The organism is Kitasatospora sp. NPDC056327, from assembly GCF_042261735.1.
Classification (GTDB): Bacteria; Actinomycetota; Actinomycetes; order Streptomycetales; family Streptomycetaceae; genus Kitasatospora.
On the sequence record NZ_JBHJRC010000018.1, the window covers coordinates 27,439 to 47,242 of the forward strand.

Consider the following 19,804-nt stretch of genomic DNA (forward strand, 5'->3'; position numbering starts at 1 on the left):
CCCGCGGGGGGGGGGGGGGCGGCCGGGGGGGGCGGGGGGGGGGGGGGGGGGGGGGGGGGGCCCCCCCCCCCCCCCCGGCCGGATTCCGCTGGTCACCGTGTTCTGCCGGACCAACCTCACGATGCGCCGACCCGCGCCGCTGTTCGGGATCTCGACGGCGACGGTGCACCGCGTCGTCCAACGCCTCGGTCCGCCGACGGCCCTCGAAGCCGCTCCACTCCCGCGGCCGGGCACGGAGCGGCTGTGGATCGTGGACGGCGCCCTGATCCCCGTGCGTGACCGAAGCCTCGGCGTGTCGGGCCGCAACCACCGGTTCTCCGCGCACGGGCAGGCCGTCATCGACGCCGACACCCGTCCCGTGCCCGGCAACAGGGCCGACGGCCGCACCTGGCGGGCGCAGACGCGCCGGCCCCCGCTCACGGGTCCGGGACCAGGACGGCGCCGAACACCGCCGAGTGCGCGCCCGCGGCGAGTCCTTCGCGATCGCCGGCAGAGGGGCGACGGCCCGCACCACGTGGGCAGGCCGTCGCCCCCGCGCACAACCTCGCCCGAACCGTGCGAACCGTGCGAACTGGCAGGTCGGAGCATGGAACAACTGGCCTGCGACGGACGGGGCCGCCCGTTCGGATGCGTCCTGACCAAGGGCAACGCCGGCGACCGCACCCGCCCGGAAGCGGTCCTGGAGGCGATCCGAGTGCCCGGGGCCGGGCCGGGGCGCCCCCGTACCCGGCCCGACCGCGTGATCGCCGACAAGGGTCGCGGCTCCCGCAGGATCCGCGCCCGGCTGCGCCGACACGGCACCCTGAACACCCTCCCCGGACGCGTCGCCCAGGCGCTCGGCCGCCTCCACCGCGGCTCGCGCCGCAGGCGGCCACCCGGCTTCGACCGCCGGATCCACCGGACACCACCGGACCCGCGAGTCCTGCCAGGCCGCCGTCACCATCGCCCCGGTCCTGTTCCGGGGCTGATCCTTGAAGAGACGATCTCCAGCCCCCGGGCACCGCGCCACGCCGCACGCGGCTCCCGAGGGTCCGGGCCGGACCCCGGCGGTAGGCTGACCACAACGCCCCGACGCCGCGGGACATCCCTGCGCCGGAGCACCGGTACCGCTGCGCCGGAGCACCGGGGACCGGGCCGCCGAACAGTCGGGGGCCCGACTGCCCGGCCGACCGGACAGCCCCTCCGTGGCACCTTCCGGAGCCCGGCGGCGGTGTGGTTCCGGTCGCGGTGCGATTCCGTTCGGCGCGATTCGGTGCGGTGCGGTCGGCAAACTTCGGATGGTCCCTCCGTGGCGGTCTTCCTCCTGGCACTGGGCGCCGCTTGCTTCCTGGGCCTCGGCTTCGTCCTCCAGCAGCACGCGGCGCAGCGGGCCCCGCGCGCCGACCTGCTGCGCTGGCGCCTGCTGCTGGACCTGCTGCGGATGCCGGAGTGGCTGATCGGCACCGCGTTCATGATCACCGGGCTGATCCTCTCCGCGCTCGCCCTCAACCTGGGCGAGGTCTCGCTGGTCGAGCCGCTGCTCGCGACCAATCTCATCTTCGCGATGGCCCTGGCACGGGTGCTGACCCGTCAGACGCTCGGGCGCTCCGGCTGGGCCGGTGTGCTGCTGCTCGCGCTCGGTGTGACGGCGTTCATCGTGGCCGGCCGCCCGACCGGCGGCGGGCCACCGGCCGGCGAGCTGCGCCACTGGCTGGTCGTCGGCACGGTGGTCGGGCTGACGCTGTTCCTGGTCTCCACGGCGCGCCGGATGCCGCTGTTCGAGGAGGCGACCCTGCTCGCCCTGGCCGCCGGACTGCTCTACGGCCTCCAGGACGCGCTCACCCGCACCACCGCCCAGCGGCTCGACCACGAGGGACTGGACGCCGTACTGCGAACCTGGCAGCCGTACGCGGTGGTGGCGGCCGGGGTGGTCGGGCTGCTGCTGGTCCAGAGCGCCTTCGAGGCCGCACCGCTGCGGATGTCCCTGCCCGCACTGACCGCCGCCCAGCCGATCTCCGGCATCGCCTGCGCGGTGGGATTCCTCGGCGACCGTCTGCGCGTCACCCCCGGGGCGCTGGCCTGGCAGGCGGCCGGTCTGGTGGCCGTGGTGATCGGAGTGGTGGTCATCGGCCGCCACCCGGCCCTGCCGGGCACCGTGGGCGACACCCTGGAATCCATCGGCCGCTCCCCCGACGACCCACCGGACGACCCACCGGACGACCCACCGGACGACCCACCGGACGGCGTACCGAGCGACGTGCCGAACGAGTCACCGGACCCACCGGACGTTGCCCTCGATCCACCCTCCGGCGAGGCCCCTGTGGAGCCGTCCGCAGAGCCGTCCACCGAGCCTCCCGCGGAGCAGTCCGGCGACGCGCCCGGGCACGGGCGAGTCAGCGGCCCGCCCACCGACCGACCAGCCTCGGACCGACCAGCCTCCGAACGGCGCCCCACCGACCCGGACTGACCCACCACACGACCGACCCCCGACCCCGACCCGCCGACCCGCCGACCCGCCGACCGCAGGAGCCCCCCATGTGCTGGAGCGCCCGGGCGGACCTCGCCGTCGGCGGGGCGGTGACCGCGGTCGGCGTGCTCTGCCTGGTCCGCTCCGGCCGGGCGGGCCGGCCGGAGCGGCTGCCGCTCGCCGCGCTCCCGCTGGTCCTCGGCGTGCACCAGCTGATCGAGGCGGCGGTCTGGCTCGGCGCCGAGGGCGAACTGCCCGCCGCCCCGGCCGGCTGGGCCCGCACCGCCTGGGTGGTGATCGCCCTGCCGCTGCTCCCGGTGCTGGTGCCCGTCGGCGTGCGGTGCGCGGCCGTCGACGCCGGGCGGGTCCGGCGACGAGTGCTGACGGGGCTCGTCCTCCTCGGCCTGCTGGTCGCCGCCCCGCTGGCCCACGCCATCGTCACCCACCCGGTCGGCGCGACCGCCCACGCCCACACGCTCGACTACCGCATCGGCGTCTCCCGGCCCACGCTCCTCCTGGCCGGTTACCTCCTCGCCACCATCGGTTCCCTCCTCCTCAGTGGTGACCCTCAGCTCCGTCGCCTCGGCCTCGTCACCGGTGCCGGCGCCGTCGTCTGTGCCCTCCTCTGGCGCCTGGCCTTCGTTTCCACCTGGTGCGCCCTCGCCGCGCTCGCCTCCACCCTCCTCCTCCGCTGGACGGCCGCCCCGGCCCCCGAAACCCGTCCGCCGCGGGCACACACTCCTGGGGCATCATGATCGAATGCCTCGGTCATCGACCCACGACACCCTTCTCGATCACCTCCGCACCCGGTTTCCGCAGCGCACGATCGACGTTCTCCCCGGAGTCGCCGGCCCCGTCGAGGAGCGGGTGCCCGGATTCCGGGTGCTGCGGGTCCACCCGGCGCTGCCCGGCGGCTGGTGGCTGTACGTGACCTCGGGCTGCCGGGCGGCGGCCTCCGAGGGCGCCGGCCACGGTACGGAGTTCGTCCTGGTCGCGCCGGACGACGACCGGTGCCACGAGGAGAGCGTCACGATGACCGCCCATTACCACTGCGGCCCTCCCCACCAGCGCCTGGACATCGGACACACCGTCCCGATCGGCAGACCGTGGCTCGGCACCTCGGACTGCGATCACCTGCTGGTCAGCCTGCCCTACCCCTTCGGCCCGGAGTTCGAGATCTGCCGGTCGGACGGTGCCGGGCACGCCAGGATCCTCTGGCTGCTGCCCATCACCGAGGCCGAGAAGGACTTCCGCCACGCGCGTGGGCTGGAAGCGCTTGAACGCCGCTTCGACGAGCAGGCGATCGACCCGGTCGATCCGGGGCGGCCCTCGGTGGTGTGACACCGGGGCCCGCCCCGATCCGCGGCCCTCCCGCCTCTTGCCTCTCACCCCTCCGCCTCCCACGCCCGCTCCCTCCTCGGCTCTTCCTCCTCCCGCCCGCCGTCCCGGACAGCTCCCCGTCAGCCGCGGACCGCCAGGGCGGGGTCCGCCTGTGCTGCCGGCGCCGGGATCTCCGCTTCCGTTGCGCTGCTCGTGCCGGGGGCCGCCGGGGCGTGGCCGCGCCTGCGGTCCATCTCCCGCCACTCCGGCCGCAGGCCGGAGAGGGTCGTGGTGAGGACGTACAGACCACCGCACACGAGCAGCACCGGTATGAGCCCCACCAGAGTCACGGACGCACCCGCCAGCAGGCCGCCCAGGGGAATACCGGCCCACGAGAGCGAGTCGCCCAGGGCGTTCACCCGGCCCAGGAGGTGGCGGGGCACGCGTTCGAACAGGACGGCGCCGAGGATCGGGTTGAGGAAGCCGCATCCGAAGCCGCTCACCACGAACACCGCGACCACCACACCGATCGGCACGTCCAGGGCCAGGACGACGAACCTCGGGGCGCCGCCGAGCAGGAAGCCGGTGAAGAACACCGTCCGGCGCGGCAGGCGGTGGGCGACCGCGGCCGCGATCAGGCTGCCGACGACCGCCGCGATCCCCCAGGCCGTCCCGATCAGACCGATCGCGGCCGGGCCGCCGCCCGACTCCCGGGCCCAGACCGGAACCAGGACCGTGAGGTGCGCGGCGTCCAGGAGGTTGGTCGCCGCGACGACCACGATGACGGTCAGCAACAGCGGCTCGCTCCGCAGGAACGTGAAGCCCTCCCGGAACATCCGCCAGTAGCCGGCGGTCGGCTGCTCACCCTCGGAGCCGACCGCCCCGGCCTCCCCTTCCGACGCGGCGGCCGACGCGACCGGGGCGACCGGCCCGGCCGAGGGTGCGGTGGCGCCCCGGCCCGTGCCGCGCGGCAGGGCGAGGGCGATGACCAGCGAGCCGAGCGCGAACGCGACCGCGTTGACGGTCAGGCCGGCCATCGGTCCGAGCACGGCGACCAGCCCGCCGCCGATCGCCGGACCGATCGTGGTGGCCAGCCGCTCGGTCACCCCGGAGAGCCCGGTGGCGCGCTCCAGCGGGATGCGGCCCAGCTCCGCCGCCTCGGGGACCATGACCTCCTTGGCGAGGTCCCCCGGGCCGCGGGCGCCGCCGATCACCGCGACCATGACCAGCAACAGCCAGAACGGCAGCAGTCCCAGCCCGTGCAGCAGCGGGACGAGGCCGGCCGCGACGGCACTGACCGCGTCCGTCGTCCAGGAGACGACCCGCGGCCCCAGCCGGTCGATCACCGGACCGGTGAACGCCTTGACCAGGACGTAGGGCGTCAGCTCGACGAACGCGACGACACCGGTCATCGTGGCGCTGCCGGTGGTGGCGAGGACGAACCACGGCAGGGCGATCGCCGACACCCGGGTTCCGGTCAGCGAGACGGCCATCGCCGTCAGCACACCCGCCAGCGGCCGGAAGCTGCGCGCCACGGCCGGCGCGGCCGGGACCGCCGAACGCACCGCCGGGGCGCTCATGACCGCCCCTCCGGTTCGCCGGCGCCCGTGGCCTGCGGGTCGGGGAGCACCTGGACGACCACGGACACCCGGTCCGTGCCCTCCGGAACCGGGGCGCCCGGGTCGATCCTGCGGTAGCGCGAGATCACCGCCGACAGCTCCCCGGCCAACTGCCGGGCCTCCTCCGGGGTCAGCTGGAGCGCGAGGTCGCTGAAGTCCAGCGAGTGCCGCCACTCGACCGGCATGGTCTCGTACGCGTTGAGCGCCGTCTGCGCGATCAGGGTGTGCGCCGCCACGATCGACCGCAGGTAGCCCAGTGCCGCCTCCGGCTCCTGCTCCGCGAGGTCGGTGTCCGTCCACCACGTCACCTGGTGGACCGCCTTCCACCAGCGGTCGCGGGCGTTGCCGCGCTCGGTGTCCTCGGCGACGAAGCCGGAGGCCGCGAGCTGCCGCAGGTGGTAGCTGGTCGCGCCCGAGTTCATCCCCAGCTGCTCGGCCAGCCTGGTGGCGGTGGACGGTCCGTTCTTGCGGAGCAGGCCTATCAGCTGCACCCGCACGGGATGGGCCAGAGCCCGCAGGCCCCTGGCGTCGATCACGACATCGGTCTGCGGATCCGGGCTGTGCGGCCACCTGCGCTCATCGGTCATGGCAGCACCATAGGACCGCAAAGACTTCTTCGCAAAGGGTTTTTGCGAAGAAGTCTTTGCGGTCCGCGAACGGGCTCCGCCGCGGACCCGCGGGCCCGCCCCTCAGTCCCGGGCGACCGCCAGCACCAGCACCGCCGTCAGCCCGCCGCCCGGCGTCTGCTCCACGGTCAGCCGTCCCCCGGCGGCCCTGACCAGGGCGGCCATCGACGGACCCACGCGCTGAGGTCCGCCCGCCCCGGCCGCCGGACCACCCGCCCCGCCGCCCTGACCACCACCGGCTCCGCCACCACCCGCCGCGCCGCCGCGCGCCCCGCCGAGCAGCCACTGCCGCGCCTCCAGCAGCTCCGCGGGCCCCCGGTCCACCACCCTCAGCTCGACCCGGGCGGGCTCGCCGTCCCACGCCTCCGGACCGCCCACCGTCCCGCCCGCAGCGAAGGCACCGGCGCCACCGAAGGCACCGACCCCGTCGAAGGCGCCGCCGTTCGCACCCGTCGCGCCGCCGTTCCCGCCGAACCGCCCGTCCCGCCCCGGCAGCGGGTCCGCCCGGACCAGCACCCGTCCACCCGGCGGAGTACGGCGGATCGCGTGGTCGACCAACCCGGCCAGCGCCGCCTCCAGGCGCGTGGCGTCCGCGACCACCACCGGCAGCCCCACCGGCAGCCGCACCGTCACCGAAGCCGCCCGGCCGCCGCCCCGCAGCACCCGCCCCACCACGTCCGCCGGCTGCACGTGCCGCGCGTCCGGCACGCAGCCGCCGGCCCGGTCGGTCCAGCGCAGCCGCGCCAGCTCCGGCCGCGACAGGAGCTGCGGCCCGGCCATCCCGCCGGCCCCGGACCGTCCCGGAGCACCGGCGCCCGCCCTCCCGGCCGGGCCGTCGAGGAGCGCCCCGTGCCCGTCCTGGTCCGGCCTCCCGGCCCCGCCGACGCCCTTGAGCAGCCGCGCCCCCGCCTGCGCCCCGGACCACCCGAGCGGGCCGAGCCCGCCCAGCGCCCGCGCCCCAGACGCGACGTAGCCCCAGAGCTTCCCGCCTGCCATCGTCCTGCCCCTCGTCCCGCGCCGACCGGATCCACCGCCTCCACGGCGGTCCGGTGCGGGCCGCTTCCCCGGCCCTGCGCCAAGCCTGCGCCCCCGCCGCGCGGGTGACAATCCGGCCCTCGGGCCCCCGCGTGCCCTGCCACCCCTCCGACCAGCGGGGGCATCACCCGCCGACCGACGGGAGCACTGCACCGGCGCACGGGCAGGGCCGCGCGCCCCTGGATCCGCCGCCCGCCCGGTCCACCGCCGCTCCCCCACCAACCGCGTCCCCGCCCCGTGCCCGCCCGGTTCCGGTCACCTCCCCGCCCCGTGGGGCCGCCCGGTCGCCCGCCCCGTCCGCAGCGGCCACACTGGCCCCATGGCCCGGCTCAACGACAAGGTCAGGGAGCTGCTCCAGGAGTACGCCGAACTGATCTCGATCACCGGCGGCGACGCCTTCCGCGCCCGCGCCTACGAGAAGGCCGCCCGCGCCGTCGGCGGCCACCCCGAGGCCCTCGACGGCCTGGACGTCAAGGGACTCCAGCAGATCCCGGGGGTCGGCAGGTCCACCGCCGAGAAGATCGCCGAGTACCTCGCCGACGGGCGGATCGGAGCGCTGGAGGAGCTGCGGGCCGAGATCCCGGCCGGGGTCCGCGCGATGGTGTCGGTCCCGGGCGTCGGCCCGAAGCGCGCCCTCGCCCTCTACCGCGACCTCGGCATCGCCTCCGTCGACGAGCTCGCCGAGGCGATCCGCGCCGACCGGCTGAGCGAGGTCCCCGGGCTGGGCGAGCGCAGCGGCGAGAAGATCCTGCACGGCATCGAGCTGATGCGGCAGTCCGGCGGCCGAAGCCTGCTGGACACCGCGACCGCGCTGGCCGAGCAGCTGGTCGCCGTGCTGCGGGACGTCCCCGGGTGCACCCGCTGCGCGTACGCGGGTTCGCTGCGGCGGATGCGCGAGACGGTCGGCGACATCGACGTGCTGGCCACCGCCGAGGACTCGGCGCCGCTGATGGCGGCGCTCACCGGACTCCCCCAGGCGGCCGAGGTGATCGCCGCCGGGACGACCAAGACGTCGATCCGCACCACGGACGGCGTCCAGGTGGACCTGCGGGTGGTCCCGGAGGAGGACTGGGGCGCGGCCCTGGTGTACTTCACCGGCTCCAAGGCCCACAACATCAAGCTCAGGACCATGGCGGTCCGGGCCGGGCTGAAGCTCTCCGAGTACGGGCTCTTCGAGGCCGAGAGCGGCGCGAAGGTCGTCTCGGCGAGCGAGGACGAGGTGTACGCGGCGCTCGGCCTCCCCTGGATCGCGCCGCCGCTGCGCGAGGACCGGGGCGAGATCGAGGCCGCCCTGCGCGGCGAACTGCCGGAGCTGGTCACCGAGGCGGACCTGCGCGGCGACCTGCACAGCCACACCGACCTGACCGACGGACTGGCCACCCTGGAGGAGATGATCGACACCGCGGCCGCCCGCGGGTACTCCTACTACGCGGTCACCGATCACGCCCCCGACCTGGTGATGCAGCGGATGACCGACGAGAAGATGCTCGCGCAGCGGGAGCGGCTGCGCGAACTGGCCGGGCGGCACCGGAGGCTCCGGCTGCTGCACGGCACCGAGCTGAACATCGGACCGGACGGCGGCGTCGACTGGCCGGCCGGGTTCCTGGCCGGGTTCGACGTCTGCGTGGCCTCCGTGCACTCGCACTTCGGCCTGGACCGCGACGCCCAGACCCGCCGGCTCGTCCGCGCCTGCGAGAACCCGCACGTCCACGTCATCGGCCACCTCACCACCCGGCGGATCGGGCGGCGCGGACCGATCGACGTCGACCTGGACGCCGTCTTCGCCGCCGCCGCACGCACCGGCACCGCGATCGAGATCAACAGCTCACCGCAGCGCCTCGACCTGCGGGACGAGGACGTGCTCCGGGCCGGACGCCACGGGGTGAAGTTCGCCGTCGACAGCGACGCGCACGCCACCCCGCAACTCGCCTACCCCCGCTACGGGATCGGCACCGCGCAGCGCGCCTGGCTGACCGCCGAGGACGTGATCAACACCTGGCCGTGGCAGCGCCTCAAGCGCTTCCTGCGCAAGGACGCGCTGCGCGACTGAGGGGCGGGGCACCCGGGGCCGACCCGAAGAATGTCCGAAATGCTCAGAAATATGACTTTTTTCCGAAAAGCCCTGGTGCATCGGCCCCGCCGGGCGCATCATGGTGGTGGACCTGCGAGGCAGAAGAGGAAGTTCGACCGCAGGAGGCAGTGGCGACAGATCGAGACGGATCATGGTCTGCCGCTGGTACCTCGGTCGACGATCGAACGCTACGGGCCGGAGGACGTCACAGTCCGGAGGCCACCTCCACCTCGCAGGTTCCCTCTCTGCGCCGCCGCCCGGTCAGGGCGCCGACGGCACCGCGTACCCCATCTCCCAGGCGTGCACCGCTATGCCGACCCGGTTCTGCACCCCGAGCTTGCGCTGGATGCTCGCCACATGGGTCTTCACCGTGCCCGGGGAGATGAACAGGTCGGCGGCGATGTCGGCGTTGGTGCGCCCGGCCGCGACCTGACCGGCGATCTCCACCTCGCGCCCGGTGAGCGGCGCCGCCGGGGCCGAGCGGCGGTCCACCCGGCGCGGCGCGGTCACGTGCTGCAGCAGCCGCACGGTGACCGACGGGCTGATCAGGCTCTCCCCGCCCGCCGCCGCCCGGACCGCCTCGGCCAGCAACGCCGGACCGGACCGCTTCAGCAGGAACCCGGAGGCCCCGTGCCGCAGCGCCGGGTAGACGTACTCGTCGAGGTCGAAGGTGGTCAGCACCACCACCCGGACCGGCACCGCCGCCCCCGGAGCGGCCAGACGCCTGGTCAGCTCCAAACCGTCCATCCTGGGCATCCGGATGTCCACCAGCGCGACGTCCGGCCGCAGCTCCGCCGCGAGTTCGAGCGCGGCGACGCCGTCGGCCGCCTCGCCGACCACCGTGATGTCGGGCTGGGCGTCGAGGATCCGCCGTACGCTCCGGCGCACCGCCTCCTGGTCGTCGGCGATCAGCGTGCGGATGGGCTCCGGGTTCGGACTCGTCACGCACGGCAGTCTGCCACGGCGCCGGGGGCCGGACCCGGGCACCGCCCGGTCGGAAGCACCCCGGGGAAGCCCCCGCGGTCACGTCCGGGGGTGACCCTTGAGGTCCGTCGCACGGCCGTCGCGCAGCACCGCCACGTGCGGCGGCACCTCGACGCGGAACCGCGCGTCGCAGTTGGCGAAGCCGGAGCAACTCGCCTCCAGCGTGAGGGTGTCGCCCTCCAGCGTCCACTCGGCCCGCTCCCTGCCGATGCCGTCCGCCTTGAACCAGCGGGTGACCTTGACGTCCTGACGGTCCGCCGCGACCAGGTCGGTCGGGACGTGGTGCCGGGCCACGACGTTCAGCGTGGCGCCGTCGAAGCCGAAGACCGTCGACTCGGGCTCCGCGTCCCCGGACCGGGCGCAACCCGCGACGGCGGCCAGCAGCACGGTGGCGGCGAACAGCGCACCCACTGCGGGTATCCGCCCCACGGACGGCCCCCGCCGCCGTACGGGCCGGCGCCGCACCCTGCGGACCGGCGGGAAGGTCTCCCGGAGCACCGGGCGCGCCACGGGGGCCACGCGATCGGGGGCGGCGAGGCCGGGAACGGGGGCGTCGGTCCTGCGCGGAACGGGTACGGCGGCCATGGCGGCTCCTCCTTCGACGGAACGAGGTCGATCACGGCTACGATCCTCGCGCCCGCCGCCGCCCCCGCCATCTGCCGATCGGCAGATCTTCGGCGGCGATTCCGCCGCTCACCCCTGCCGTTCGGCAGGGCCGGCGGGCAGTTCGCAGACCGTCCGCCACCCCGGCGACCGCAACGGACCGCCCCGCAGCGGACGGCCCCCCACCCCCAGAACGTCCGACGCCGGGACGCCCACCGGCGGGACGTCCGACGGCCCGGCCTCCAGCGTGCCGCCGTGCGCGGCGAGCCGCTCCGCGAGCGCCACCAGCCCGGTGCCGCCGCTGCCCGGCCGGCGCCGCAGCAACCCCCCGACCCCGCGCCCGGCCCCGCCGTCGTTGCTCACCGACACCCGCACCGCGACCACCGCTCCGCCTCTTCCGCCTCCTCCCCCCGCTCCACCGGTCCGCGCCTCCACCCTGACCACCACCTCGACGGCTCCGGGCGCGTGCCGCCGCACATTGGTGAGCGCCTCCAGGACGACCGCGAACGCGGTGGCCTCCGCCGCGCCCGAGAGCGGGCCGAGGGCCTCCGGCGCCGTCTCCAGCCGGGCGCGGGTGGGCCCGGTCCGGCCGAACCGGCCCACCAGTTCGGCAAGATCCGCCAGCCCGTGCACCCGGGTGGCACCGACGGCCTCCGGTCCGCCGGCACCCCGCGTCCCCGCCACCCCGCCCGGAGCCCCGCCACCGCCACCGCCACCGCCACCGCCACCGCCACCGCCACCGCCACCGTCCTCGCGCGGTTCCCGCAGGGCGCCCACCATCGCGTCCATCGAGTCCAGCGCCCGCAGCCCGGCCTCCTCCAGGCGGCGCAGCAACTCGACCGTCTCCTCCGGCCCCTGACCGCCGGGCAGTTGTCCCGCCTGCGCTTCGAGCACGATGCCGGTGATCTCGTGCGCCACGAAGTCGTGCAGCCCGCGCGCCACCTCAAGCCGCTGTTCGCGCCGGGCCCGGGCCACCGCGCGCTCGCGCCGCGCGTCCAGCACCCGCAGGTAGAGCCCCGCTCCGACCACCACCACCAGCGGCAGCGCCGAGGCCAGCACACCCGCCAGCGAGCCGGCCCAACCGCCCTGCGGCGTGCGGGCGGTGAAGCGGAGCGGCACGACCAGCACCGCCGTGACGACCAGTGCCCCCACCGGCGCCGCCCACCGGCCGCGGGCCCGCCGGGCCGCCCGCCCGGCCAGCACCAGCAGCGCCAGCCACTCGAACGGCAGCCAGATCGCGGGCAGCCGGAACGGGCCCGTGTAGCCGAGGTCGATCAGCAGCGAGACGACGGCCGCGCCCCCGGCCGCACCCGCGAGCGTCACCCGGCGCCACGGCCACGGCACCGCCGCCACCAGGACCGCCGCCGCGGCCGCGACGGCCAGGAGCAGCGCGGCCGCACGTTCCCCCGGGTGGGCCAGCACCACGGGTGCGAACACCAGCAGCGCGGCCACGGCCCCCGCCGGCCGCCGCATCCCGCCGAGACGGTCCACCGGCCCACCCCGGCCGACCGCGGCACCGAGCGCGGGACCGGCGCCGGCTACGGGACCGGTCCCGGGCGCGGGCCCGCCACCGGCGGCAGCGCGGGCACCGGGCAGGGAGAAGGCACTGGCGGAGCGGCCCCGGGACCGGTCCGCCGAGGAGTCGGCAGGCATGCGTCCGAGCCTAGGCGGTCGAGTCCGGGAGTTCTCCGGGACCGAAGCAACCACGATGTCGTGCGCGGGGACTGGTCCGACGTCAGGTGCGGCGAGGGGCAGCGGGCATCCCCGGCACCACGGGGCTTGGCAGGTTGGCGAAGCCGGTACTAGAGTCCTGCTTCACTATGAAGCAGGTACATAACTTTCCGTCAAATCTCGACCACGACTCCGACGGCAGTCTCTTCGATCCCCGGGTGCGGTCCGCCATGGCCCGGTTCACCGAAGGCGGGGACACCCTGGCCCTCGAAGGCGCGGGAGCGGTCCGCAGCGCCTTCCACGCCGTCGAACGCCTGCGCGCCCGCGGGACCGAGGGGCGCGGGCTGAGCGCGGGGGCGCTCGACCTCCTGGTCCGTCTGAGCGCAGTGCCCGGTGAGGGGATCAGCATCGGCGAGCTGGCCCAGGCGGCCGGAGTGAGCTCACGCAATGTCACCGGGCTGGTCGACACCCTCGAACGCGACGGGCTGGTCGAGCGGGTCCCCGACCGGCGCGACCGGCGCTCGGTCCTGGCGCGGATCACTCCCGCCGGGCTGACCTGGCTGGAATCCTTCCGCCGGCCCACCCAGGTGGCCATGGCGGCGGTCTTCCACGGATTCACGCCCGCCGAACTGACCCAGCTGCGGCACCTGTGCCTGCGCCTCGTCGAGAACCAGCACCGGCTCGACCAGCACCTGGGCCGGGCCGACGGGACGACCGCCGCCCAGCCGTGAAGCGGACGCCCCACGGCCGAGGACGCCCCGCACCCGAGGAGACCACCGCGACGACAGGTCGGGCCCCGCCGCCCGACACCGGCACGGCGAAGACCCCACGCCGGAACGCCACCGGCCGTGTCCGGCGACGAGGCCGCCCCGGAACGACGGCCGCACCGGCCACCCGGACCGGTCGCGGGCGTTCGGCACTCCCGGGTCGAACTGCCGGGGCACGGTACCGTTCATCCGGACCGGCACCGACGGCTCCGCCGTCCGGGGCCGACGCCCACCGCCCGCCGGTCCGCCCCGCCCCACGCACCCGGAGGACCGGCCGATGAGCGACATGCCCGACTACGGCCGGCTCGCCGCCGTCGGCCCGTACTTCGCCCTGGCCGGCGGCGGCGCCGACGAGGGTCCGCCACCGGGGTTCCGGCCGCTGGCCGCGTTCTACGCGCCGGGCCCGGACGGACCGCTGGCCGACCGGGTGCGCGAGGTGGCCGGGCGGCTGGGCACCGCGGAGCCGCGGGTCGCGGCCTCGGTCCTGCACCTCGGACTGGCGGCCAGGATCTGTTCGGTGGGCCTCGGCGCGGCCGTCCTGCTCGACGAGGTGCCCCGCCTGGAGCCCGACCGGGCCTGGATCCGGGTCCCCGACCAGGGGCCGGTCGACCTCTGGGTCCCGTACGCACCCGCGTCGGCGGACCGGACGGACCCGCTCGCCGACCGCTTCCGGCGCACCGTCGTCGAGGGACAACTGGCGGACCTGGCGGCAGCCGTCCGCGCGGTGGTCCCGCTCTCCGACGGGCTGCTGCGCGGCAACGCCGCCTCCGCCCTGGCCGGCGCCCTGCGCATCCTGGAAGCCCACACCGCCCACGACACCGACACCCGCACGAGCACCGGCACCGGCACCGACACCCGCACGAGCACCGGCACCGGCACCGGCACCGGCGAACCCGCCACTCGCACCGGCCGCACCACGTGGCCGCACTCCCCTTCCCGCACCTCCCCCTTCCGGCCCTCCCCCGCCCGGGCCCTCGTCGCCGACGTCCTCGACCGTCCGCCGCTGGCCGGCACCGGCACGCTGACCGGGACCCCGTCCGGCACCGCCTTCCGGCGCACCAGCTGCTGCCTCTACTACCGGATCGGCCCGCGGGCCGGCGTCTGCGGCGACTGCTGCTTCACCCGCCCGCCGGCCCGCCGCTGACGGCGCCCGGGGAACGGGGCCGCGCCGAGCCGCACCTGCCCCGACTACCGCTCCAGCCTCGCCACCAGCAGGTTGGGGTCGACCATGGTGAGGAACGCGGCGCTCGGCACGTACACCGAGTCGCCGCGGACCGCGACCGAGCTGGGGTTGGAGAGGCCGTCCGACGCGTCGAGGACGGTGCGCCGGATGCCGTCCGGGCCGAGGTGGACGGCCTGGCTGGGCGTGTCGAGCGCCGCGATCAGATCGTCACCCCGGCCGACGAAGGCGAAGTCGTCGAGGCCTTCGAGCCCCTCGGCCCGGACCTCCACCGGTCCCGCCGCACCGTCCGTCCCGATCGGAATGCGCAGCAGGGACCCCAGATCGGTGTTGCCGACCCAGACCGCGCCGCCGTGGACCTTGAGACCGTTCGCGCCGAAGGTGGTGACGGGCTTGAGCCGGGCGTCGGCCGACCACACCTCCGGTTCGCCGCCGTCCACCGGGACGACGCGGACCACGCCGAGCACCGAGTCGGCGGAGTACAGCACCCCCGCGCGCTCGTCCAGCGCCAGGCCGTTGGGCAGCCCGGCCGGGGGGAAGGCCGCGATCCGCTCGGGCCCGCCACCGGGGCGGAGCCGCCAGAGACCGGTGAGGTCGGCAGTACCGGTGGCGTAGGTGAAGTACAGCGTGCCGTCGTGCGCGCGTGCCAGTCCGGAGACGACGGCGGCCCCGATCACCGGGGTCGACGGGTGCTCGGGTGCGGGCAGGGTGGCCAGGACGGTGAAGCGGCCGTGGCGGTCGACCCGGCCGACCTGGCGGGCGAGGGAGAAGGTGAGGACCGCCGATCCGCCCGGTTCCGCGGCGATGTTCTCGGGCTTGAGTCCCCGGGCGATGTCGAAGTGGGCGACGATCCTGGGGTCGGCGAGCGGCGGTGCCACGGCCACGGCCGGCGTGGCGGCGAGCAGGGCCAGGGCGAGAACGGCGGCCGACGCCGCACCCAGTTCCCGGGCCGCGAGGGAAGCGGCGGATCCACGGGCGGCGGCGACAGGTGCGGCGGGTGCGGCGGGCCCGCAGGACGCGGCGGGCACAGCGGGTGCGGCGGGCACAGCAGGTGCGGCGGGCACGCCGGAGACGGCGGCGAACCGGGAGGCGGGAGCCACCCGGTCGCGACGGAACGGTCCGAGCACGGCGGTACTCCTCAGGACGGGCGAACGGGGGGCGGGCAGGCCCCGTCAGCAGAGCACGCGCGCTGCGGCCGCCCCGGCGGCACCGGGCGGTGCCGGCCCGAGGATTCCCCCGGTCGGCCGCCCGACACCGCCCGCGCGGTGCCGGGCGGTGCCGCCGGGTCCGTCCACGCGCGGGGCGCGACCCGCGGCAGGGCCCGCGACCGGCTTGTCCAGGGCCGGTCACGGGCCCCCGTTCCCCGCCCGGCGCCGATGCCCTCGCCGCCGGGCGGGAGCCTGCGACGGGCCCGTCCGTCCGACCGGCCCGCGACGCCCGCGCCGCGCCGTCCGGGCACCCCGGGCCGTTCCGCAACCCCCGGACGACGGCACCTCCACCGCGCCCCGGACTGCGCCACCCGGACCGCAGCACCCGGATCCCCTACTCCGGGCACGCCGCTCAGACCGCGACCGCCGACTCCTCCATCTCCTCCTCCGCCCCGCGCCCCGTCGCTGCCGTCGCGGCCGACGCTGCCGTCGCGCCCGGCCCCACCGCGCCCCGGCCCACCGCCCTCCCCCGCCGCTCGTACAGCGCCGCGCCCACGATCAGCGCACCGGCGGCCACCAGCCACAGCACCAGCGTCAGCAGGGACCCGCCGAACCCGGCCCCGCCGTCGAAGTACAGCAGGCTGCGCGCGCCCTCCAGGAAGCCGGCCCCGGTCCAGAAGGAGTGCAGCCCGCCGAAGAACCCGTTCTGCAGGTCCGGCCGGTAGACCCCGCCCGAGGTGGTGAAGTTCAGCATCACGAACAGCACCATCATCGCCAGCGTGGTCCACCGCCGGAGGAAGCTGTGCAGGCCGATGCCGATCCCGACCACCCCGGCCGCGTACAGCCAGCCGAGCGCCCAGACCGCCGCCAGGTCGTGGTCCACGACGTGGAAGACCGGCCCGGCGGTGACGATCCCGATCAGGCTGACGGCGAGCGACACGCCCAGGCCCACCAGGACCCGGACCCGCATGGTCAGCGCCGCGCCCGCCGCGCCGATCACGGCGACGCTGCCGTACGAGCCGATGCTGAGCGCGACCAGCAGGAAGAACAGGCCCTGGCCGGTGGGGTCGCCCTCGCTCGGCGTGGTGAGGTCGGTGACGGCCAGCGGCACGCCCTGCTGCGCGGTGACGCGCTGGAAGACCTTCTCGGCCGCCATCGCCGAGGTGTCCGAGCCGGCCCGGGCGACCAGCAGCTCGGGGCGGCTGCCGTCGGGCACGAACGCGCCGACCAGCTCGCGGTCGCGCAGCCGCTGCTCGGCGGCGGCACGGTCGGGCAGCGTGCTGACGGACAGCGCGTCGCCCGCCCGGGCCTGCACCGCACCGGCCAGCTCGTGCGCCTGCGGGGTGGTGCCGACGACGGCGACCTTGAGGTGGTGCGGCTCCGGCTGGTGGAAGGCGCCCTGGTAGGCGAGCGCCATGCCGAGGCACATCAGCAGCGGGGTCAGCAGGTGGACGGCCAGGTGCTTGAGCGCGCGCCCCGGGGCGGGCTCGGCGGCGGTGGTCCTGGGTGTGCTCATGGGGGTTCGGTCCGTCCTCCGACGATGACAATGGGTGGTAAATGCAACCATCTGGATGCAGTCTACAACCACCTCGGGGGCGGGCCGAAGCCCGCCCCCGGTCATCGGGGCCTCACGTCCGCCCCACCGCCTCCCGGCGGCGGCGCGTCACCCCAGCTCGAACACGCCGTACGAGAAACCGTCCGCCCGCAGCCCGCCGTCGCCGTCCGGCCGGACCCCCTGGGCGTCCAGGGGCCGCACCCGGTGCGCGCCGCCGCCGGGCACGGCCTCCGCCGCCACCGCCGCCGGCTCCCGGCGCGGGTTGACCACCACCAGGTACCGCCCGGCACGGGTGTACACCAGCGGGTAGCCGGCGTGCACGACCTCCACCGAACCCCGGGCGCCCAGCCCCGGGTGCGCCCGGCGCAGCGCGATCAGCCTCCGCACGGTGTGCAGCAGGGACGTCGGGTCGGCCCGCTGGGTGGCGACGTCCGGCCGGTCCGGGGCCTGGTCGACCGGCAGGTAGAGCCGTTCCGCCGGCGCCGCCGAGAAGCCCGCGTTCGGACCGGGCGCCCACTGCATGGGGGTGCGCGAGCCCGCCCGGTTGTACGACCGGCCGAGCACACTGCCCTCGACGTCCGGCAGGCCCGGCACGTACCGCATGCCGATCTCGTCCCCGTAGTAGACCGCCGGCAGGGTCGGCCAGGTCATCAACAGCGCGAAGGCCGGGGCGAGTTGGTCGGCGGTGCGCGGGCCGGTCGCCAACCGCGAGAAGTCGTGGTTGGCAGTGGGCAGGGCGATGTGCCCGGCGCCTTCTGTCAGTTCGGCCGCCGAGCGCCAGGCGTCGAGGAACAGCCGAGGGGTTCCGCGCCCCTCGGCCTCGAAGTAGCACGGGCCCTGCTTCCAGGTCTCCTTCACCGTCCCGGCGTTGTTGTTCCAGAGCGAGCGCAGCGGCAGGCCGTGGTCCGCGCCGCCGAACTGGAGGAAGAAGTCGGCGTGGAAGCCGGCGGCGACGGCGGCGGCCGGATCGCCCCACTCGGCGAACAGGGCGGCCTGCGGGTGGTCGCGGTCCAGCCAGTCGCGCAGTTCGGTCCAGAGCTTGCCGGTCTCGACGAACCCGGGGTCGTCCTTGACCAGCGAGGACGCCATGTCGACCCGGAAGCCGGACACGCCGAGGCCCAGCCAGTGCGCCATGATCGCGCGCAGCGCGGCGCGGTTGGCGCGCGGACCCTCGGCGTCCACCGGGCTGCGCCACGGCTCGTCCGGGTTCTCGCGCGCGTAGCCGAAGTTGAGCGCGGGCTGGCAGTCGAAGAAGTTCGGCCGGTACCACCCGGCCCGCCCGCCCGGGGAGGCCACGAAGCCCTCCACCGGCCGGTCGGACCAGATGTAGCGGTGGTCGGACGGGTCCTCGGCCGACGCCCTGAACCACGGGTGCCGGTCGGAGGTGTGGCCGGCGACCAGGTCCAGCAGGACGCGGACGCCCCTGCGCCGGGCCGCCTCGACGAGGGCGGCGAGGTCCTCGGTCGTGCCGTAGCGCGGGGCGGGCGTCAGGTAGTCGGTGACGTCGTACCCCGCGTCGCGGAACGGCGACTCGAAGCACGGGTTCAGCCAGACCGTGTCCACGCCCAGCCAGGCGAGGTGGTCGAGGTGCTCGGTGATGCCCGCGAAGTCGCCGATGCCGTCGCCGTCGGAGTCGGCGAAGGTCTGGGGGTAGATCTGGTAGAGCACGGCGTCGTTCAGCCACTCGGGGCCGGGGCGGGTCGAGGTCATGGGTGGGATCCTCCTGCCGGGTGCCGGGGGGCTACTGATTCTCGTCCAATCCCGGCCGCCCCAACAGTCCGGCCCGGCCCCTCCGGGACCGGTACGCGGTCGCCGGTAGGAGCCCCGGGCCGGGCCGTGCGCCCTCCCGAGCCCCTTCCGCTCCCCCGCGCCCCCGCCGTCGGGCCTCCGCCACGGCCTCCGGCCCGGCCGACGGGGCACGCGAGCGGGGCGGCCGCCGGATCTCCACCCGGCCGCCGCCCCGACCACCGCCCCGGTCACGACCGGCCGCACGACCGCCCACGGGGCCGGCCCCGAACAGGCCCCGAACAGGCCCCGGAGCCGAACCGCCGCCTACCGGCCCGCGCAGGCCTCCGTGAACGCCCGCGCCCGCCGGGTGATCTCGGCCCAGTCCCCGGCCGCGACGACCTCCGGCGCCACCACGTCCGTCCCCGCGCAGACCGCGAGCGCGCCCTGTGCCAGGAACTCCGCCGCGTTGCCCGCGTTGACGCCGCCGGACGCGACCAGCGGAACGTCGGGGTACGGGCCGCGCAGGTCCTTGAAGTAGCCGGGGCCGAAGGCCCGCGCGGGGAAGATCTTCACGGCGGCGGCGCCGAGGTCCACCGCCTGGGCGACCTCCGTCGCGGTGAGCGCGCCGAGCACCACCGGGACCCGGGCCGCGTGCGCGGCGTCCGCCACCTCCGGCCGCAGCCCGGGGGTGACCAGGAACGACGCACCGGCGTCGAGTCCGCTCCCGGCCTGCTCGGCGGTGAGCACGGTGCCCACCCCGACGCGGTGCCCGGCCTTCGCGGCCCGGCGCAGGTGCGTCGTCACATCGGGCGTGGTGAAGGTGAACTCGGTCCAGGTGATGCCGCCCTCCGCCAGGGCGTCGCACAGCGCGGCGGCGTCGGGTATCCGGGGGGCGCGGACGACCGCGATCACCGGCTCGGCGGCGAGGGCGGCTCGCGCCTCCGCGATCACGGCCGCGGCGGAGGTCCCCCCGCCCGCGGGGCTCTCGGAACTCGCGCCGCTCGCAGGACTCTCGGGATTCGGATTCACAGGGCTTCCGTCCATTCACTCG

At 76.0% G+C, this 19,804-nt stretch carries 15 protein-coding genes and 1 pseudogene; 6 read left to right on the forward strand and 10 right to left on the reverse strand.

Translation table 11 applies throughout. The annotated features are described in order from the left end of the window. Positions 1-1,288: 1,288 nt before the first annotated feature. The 3 genes and pseudogenes from ACFCX4_RS04885 to ACFCX4_RS04895 all read left to right on the forward strand — a co-directional run. Positions 1,289-2,131, forward strand: a pseudogene (locus tag ACFCX4_RS04885) (DMT family transporter); the annotation flags it as partial. A gap of 383 nt (positions 2,132-2,514) precedes the next feature. After that, positions 2,515-3,201, forward strand: a complete 687-nt coding sequence (locus ACFCX4_RS04890; RefSeq protein WP_376139018.1) for a DUF6629 family protein — start codon at positions 2,515-2,517, stop codon at positions 3,199-3,201. Positions 3,202-3,205: 4 nt separating this feature from the next. Further along, positions 3,206-3,787 carry a suppressor of fused domain protein gene (locus ACFCX4_RS04895; RefSeq protein WP_376139019.1) on the forward strand — a complete coding sequence of 194 codons (582 nt, stop codon included), beginning with the start codon at positions 3,206-3,208 and terminating at the stop codon, positions 3,785-3,787. Positions 3,788-3,906: 119 nt separating this feature from the next. Here ACFCX4_RS04895 and ACFCX4_RS04900 read toward each other — a convergent pair whose 3' ends face one another. The 3 genes from ACFCX4_RS04900 to ACFCX4_RS04910 form a co-directional block, all read right to left on the reverse strand. Continuing rightward, positions 3,907-5,346: an MFS transporter gene (locus ACFCX4_RS04900; RefSeq protein ID WP_376139020.1), complete on the reverse strand. Its 1,440-nt coding sequence runs from the start codon at positions 5,344-5,346 to the stop codon at positions 3,907-3,909. Next, positions 5,343-5,972, reverse strand: a complete 630-nt coding sequence (locus tag ACFCX4_RS04905) for an ArsR/SmtB family transcription factor (RefSeq protein WP_376139021.1) — start codon at positions 5,970-5,972, stop codon at positions 5,343-5,345. The genes ACFCX4_RS04900 and ACFCX4_RS04905 overlap by 4 nt, the downstream gene beginning before the upstream one ends. Before the next feature lie 102 nt (positions 5,973-6,074). Then, the gene (locus ACFCX4_RS04910) at positions 6,075-7,007 is read right to left on the reverse strand and encodes a hypothetical protein (RefSeq protein WP_376139022.1); all 933 of its coding nucleotides are present in this window, start codon (positions 7,005-7,007) and stop codon (positions 6,075-6,077) included. Positions 7,008-7,365: 358 nt separating this feature from the next. Between ACFCX4_RS04910 and polX the strand changes: the two genes are divergently transcribed. Beyond that, positions 7,366-9,096 (forward strand): DNA polymerase/3'-5' exonuclease PolX, encoded by a 1,731-nt coding sequence (gene polX, locus ACFCX4_RS04915; RefSeq protein ID WP_376139023.1) that lies wholly within the window; start codon positions 7,366-7,368, stop codon positions 9,094-9,096. A gap of 282 nt (positions 9,097-9,378) precedes the next feature. Here the strand turns inward: polX and ACFCX4_RS04920 are convergent, their stop codons facing one another. The 3 genes from ACFCX4_RS04920 to ACFCX4_RS04930 all read right to left on the reverse strand — a co-directional run bounded on the left by ACFCX4_RS04920 (position 9,379) and on the right by ACFCX4_RS04930 (position 12,195). Continuing rightward, entirely contained in the window at positions 9,379-10,062 is a 684-nt protein-coding gene (locus tag ACFCX4_RS04920) for a response regulator (RefSeq protein WP_376139024.1), read from the reverse strand. A 78-nt stretch (positions 10,063-10,140) separates the two neighbouring features. Continuing rightward, complete coding sequence (locus tag ACFCX4_RS04925; RefSeq protein ID WP_376139025.1) at positions 10,141-10,686, reverse strand: hypothetical protein; 546 nt, start codon at positions 10,684-10,686, stop codon at positions 10,141-10,143. Between the two features lie 108 nt (positions 10,687-10,794). Beyond that, positions 10,795-12,195 (reverse strand): histidine kinase, encoded by a 1,401-nt coding sequence (locus ACFCX4_RS04930; RefSeq protein ID WP_376139026.1) that lies wholly within the window; start codon positions 12,193-12,195, stop codon positions 10,795-10,797. A gap of 329 nt (positions 12,196-12,524) precedes the next feature. Between ACFCX4_RS04930 and ACFCX4_RS04935 the strand changes: the two genes are divergently transcribed. After that, positions 12,525-13,106 carry a MarR family winged helix-turn-helix transcriptional regulator gene (locus ACFCX4_RS04935; protein ID WP_376139027.1) on the forward strand — a complete coding sequence of 194 codons (582 nt, stop codon included), beginning with the start codon at positions 12,525-12,527 and terminating at the stop codon, positions 13,104-13,106. Positions 13,107-13,419: 313 nt separating this feature from the next. Further along, complete coding sequence (locus ACFCX4_RS04940; protein ID WP_376139028.1) at positions 13,420-14,286, forward strand: (2Fe-2S)-binding protein; 867 nt, start codon at positions 13,420-13,422, stop codon at positions 14,284-14,286. Positions 14,287-14,330: 44 nt separating this feature from the next. On the opposite strand, the gene ACFCX4_RS04945 is transcribed toward ACFCX4_RS04940, so the two are convergent. From ACFCX4_RS04945 to ACFCX4_RS04960, 4 genes are all read right to left on the reverse strand, one after another. Continuing rightward, complete coding sequence (locus tag ACFCX4_RS04945) at positions 14,331-15,449, reverse strand: hypothetical protein (protein WP_376139029.1); 1,119 nt, start codon at positions 15,447-15,449, stop codon at positions 14,331-14,333. Positions 15,450-15,882: 433 nt separating this feature from the next. Then, positions 15,883-16,986, reverse strand: a complete 1,104-nt coding sequence (locus ACFCX4_RS04950) for a hypothetical protein (protein WP_376139030.1) — start codon at positions 16,984-16,986, stop codon at positions 15,883-15,885. Positions 16,987-17,133: 147 nt separating this feature from the next. Further along, on the reverse strand, positions 17,134-18,735 hold the full coding sequence (locus ACFCX4_RS04955) for an alpha-amylase family glycosyl hydrolase (protein ID WP_376139031.1): 1,602 nt from the start codon (positions 18,733-18,735) through the stop codon (positions 17,134-17,136). Between the two features lie 342 nt (positions 18,736-19,077). Then, on the reverse strand, positions 19,078-19,704 hold the full coding sequence (locus ACFCX4_RS04960; RefSeq protein WP_376139032.1) for a bifunctional 4-hydroxy-2-oxoglutarate aldolase/2-dehydro-3-deoxy-phosphogluconate aldolase: 627 nt from the start codon (positions 19,702-19,704) through the stop codon (positions 19,078-19,080). Positions 19,705-19,804 lie beyond the last annotated feature (100 nt).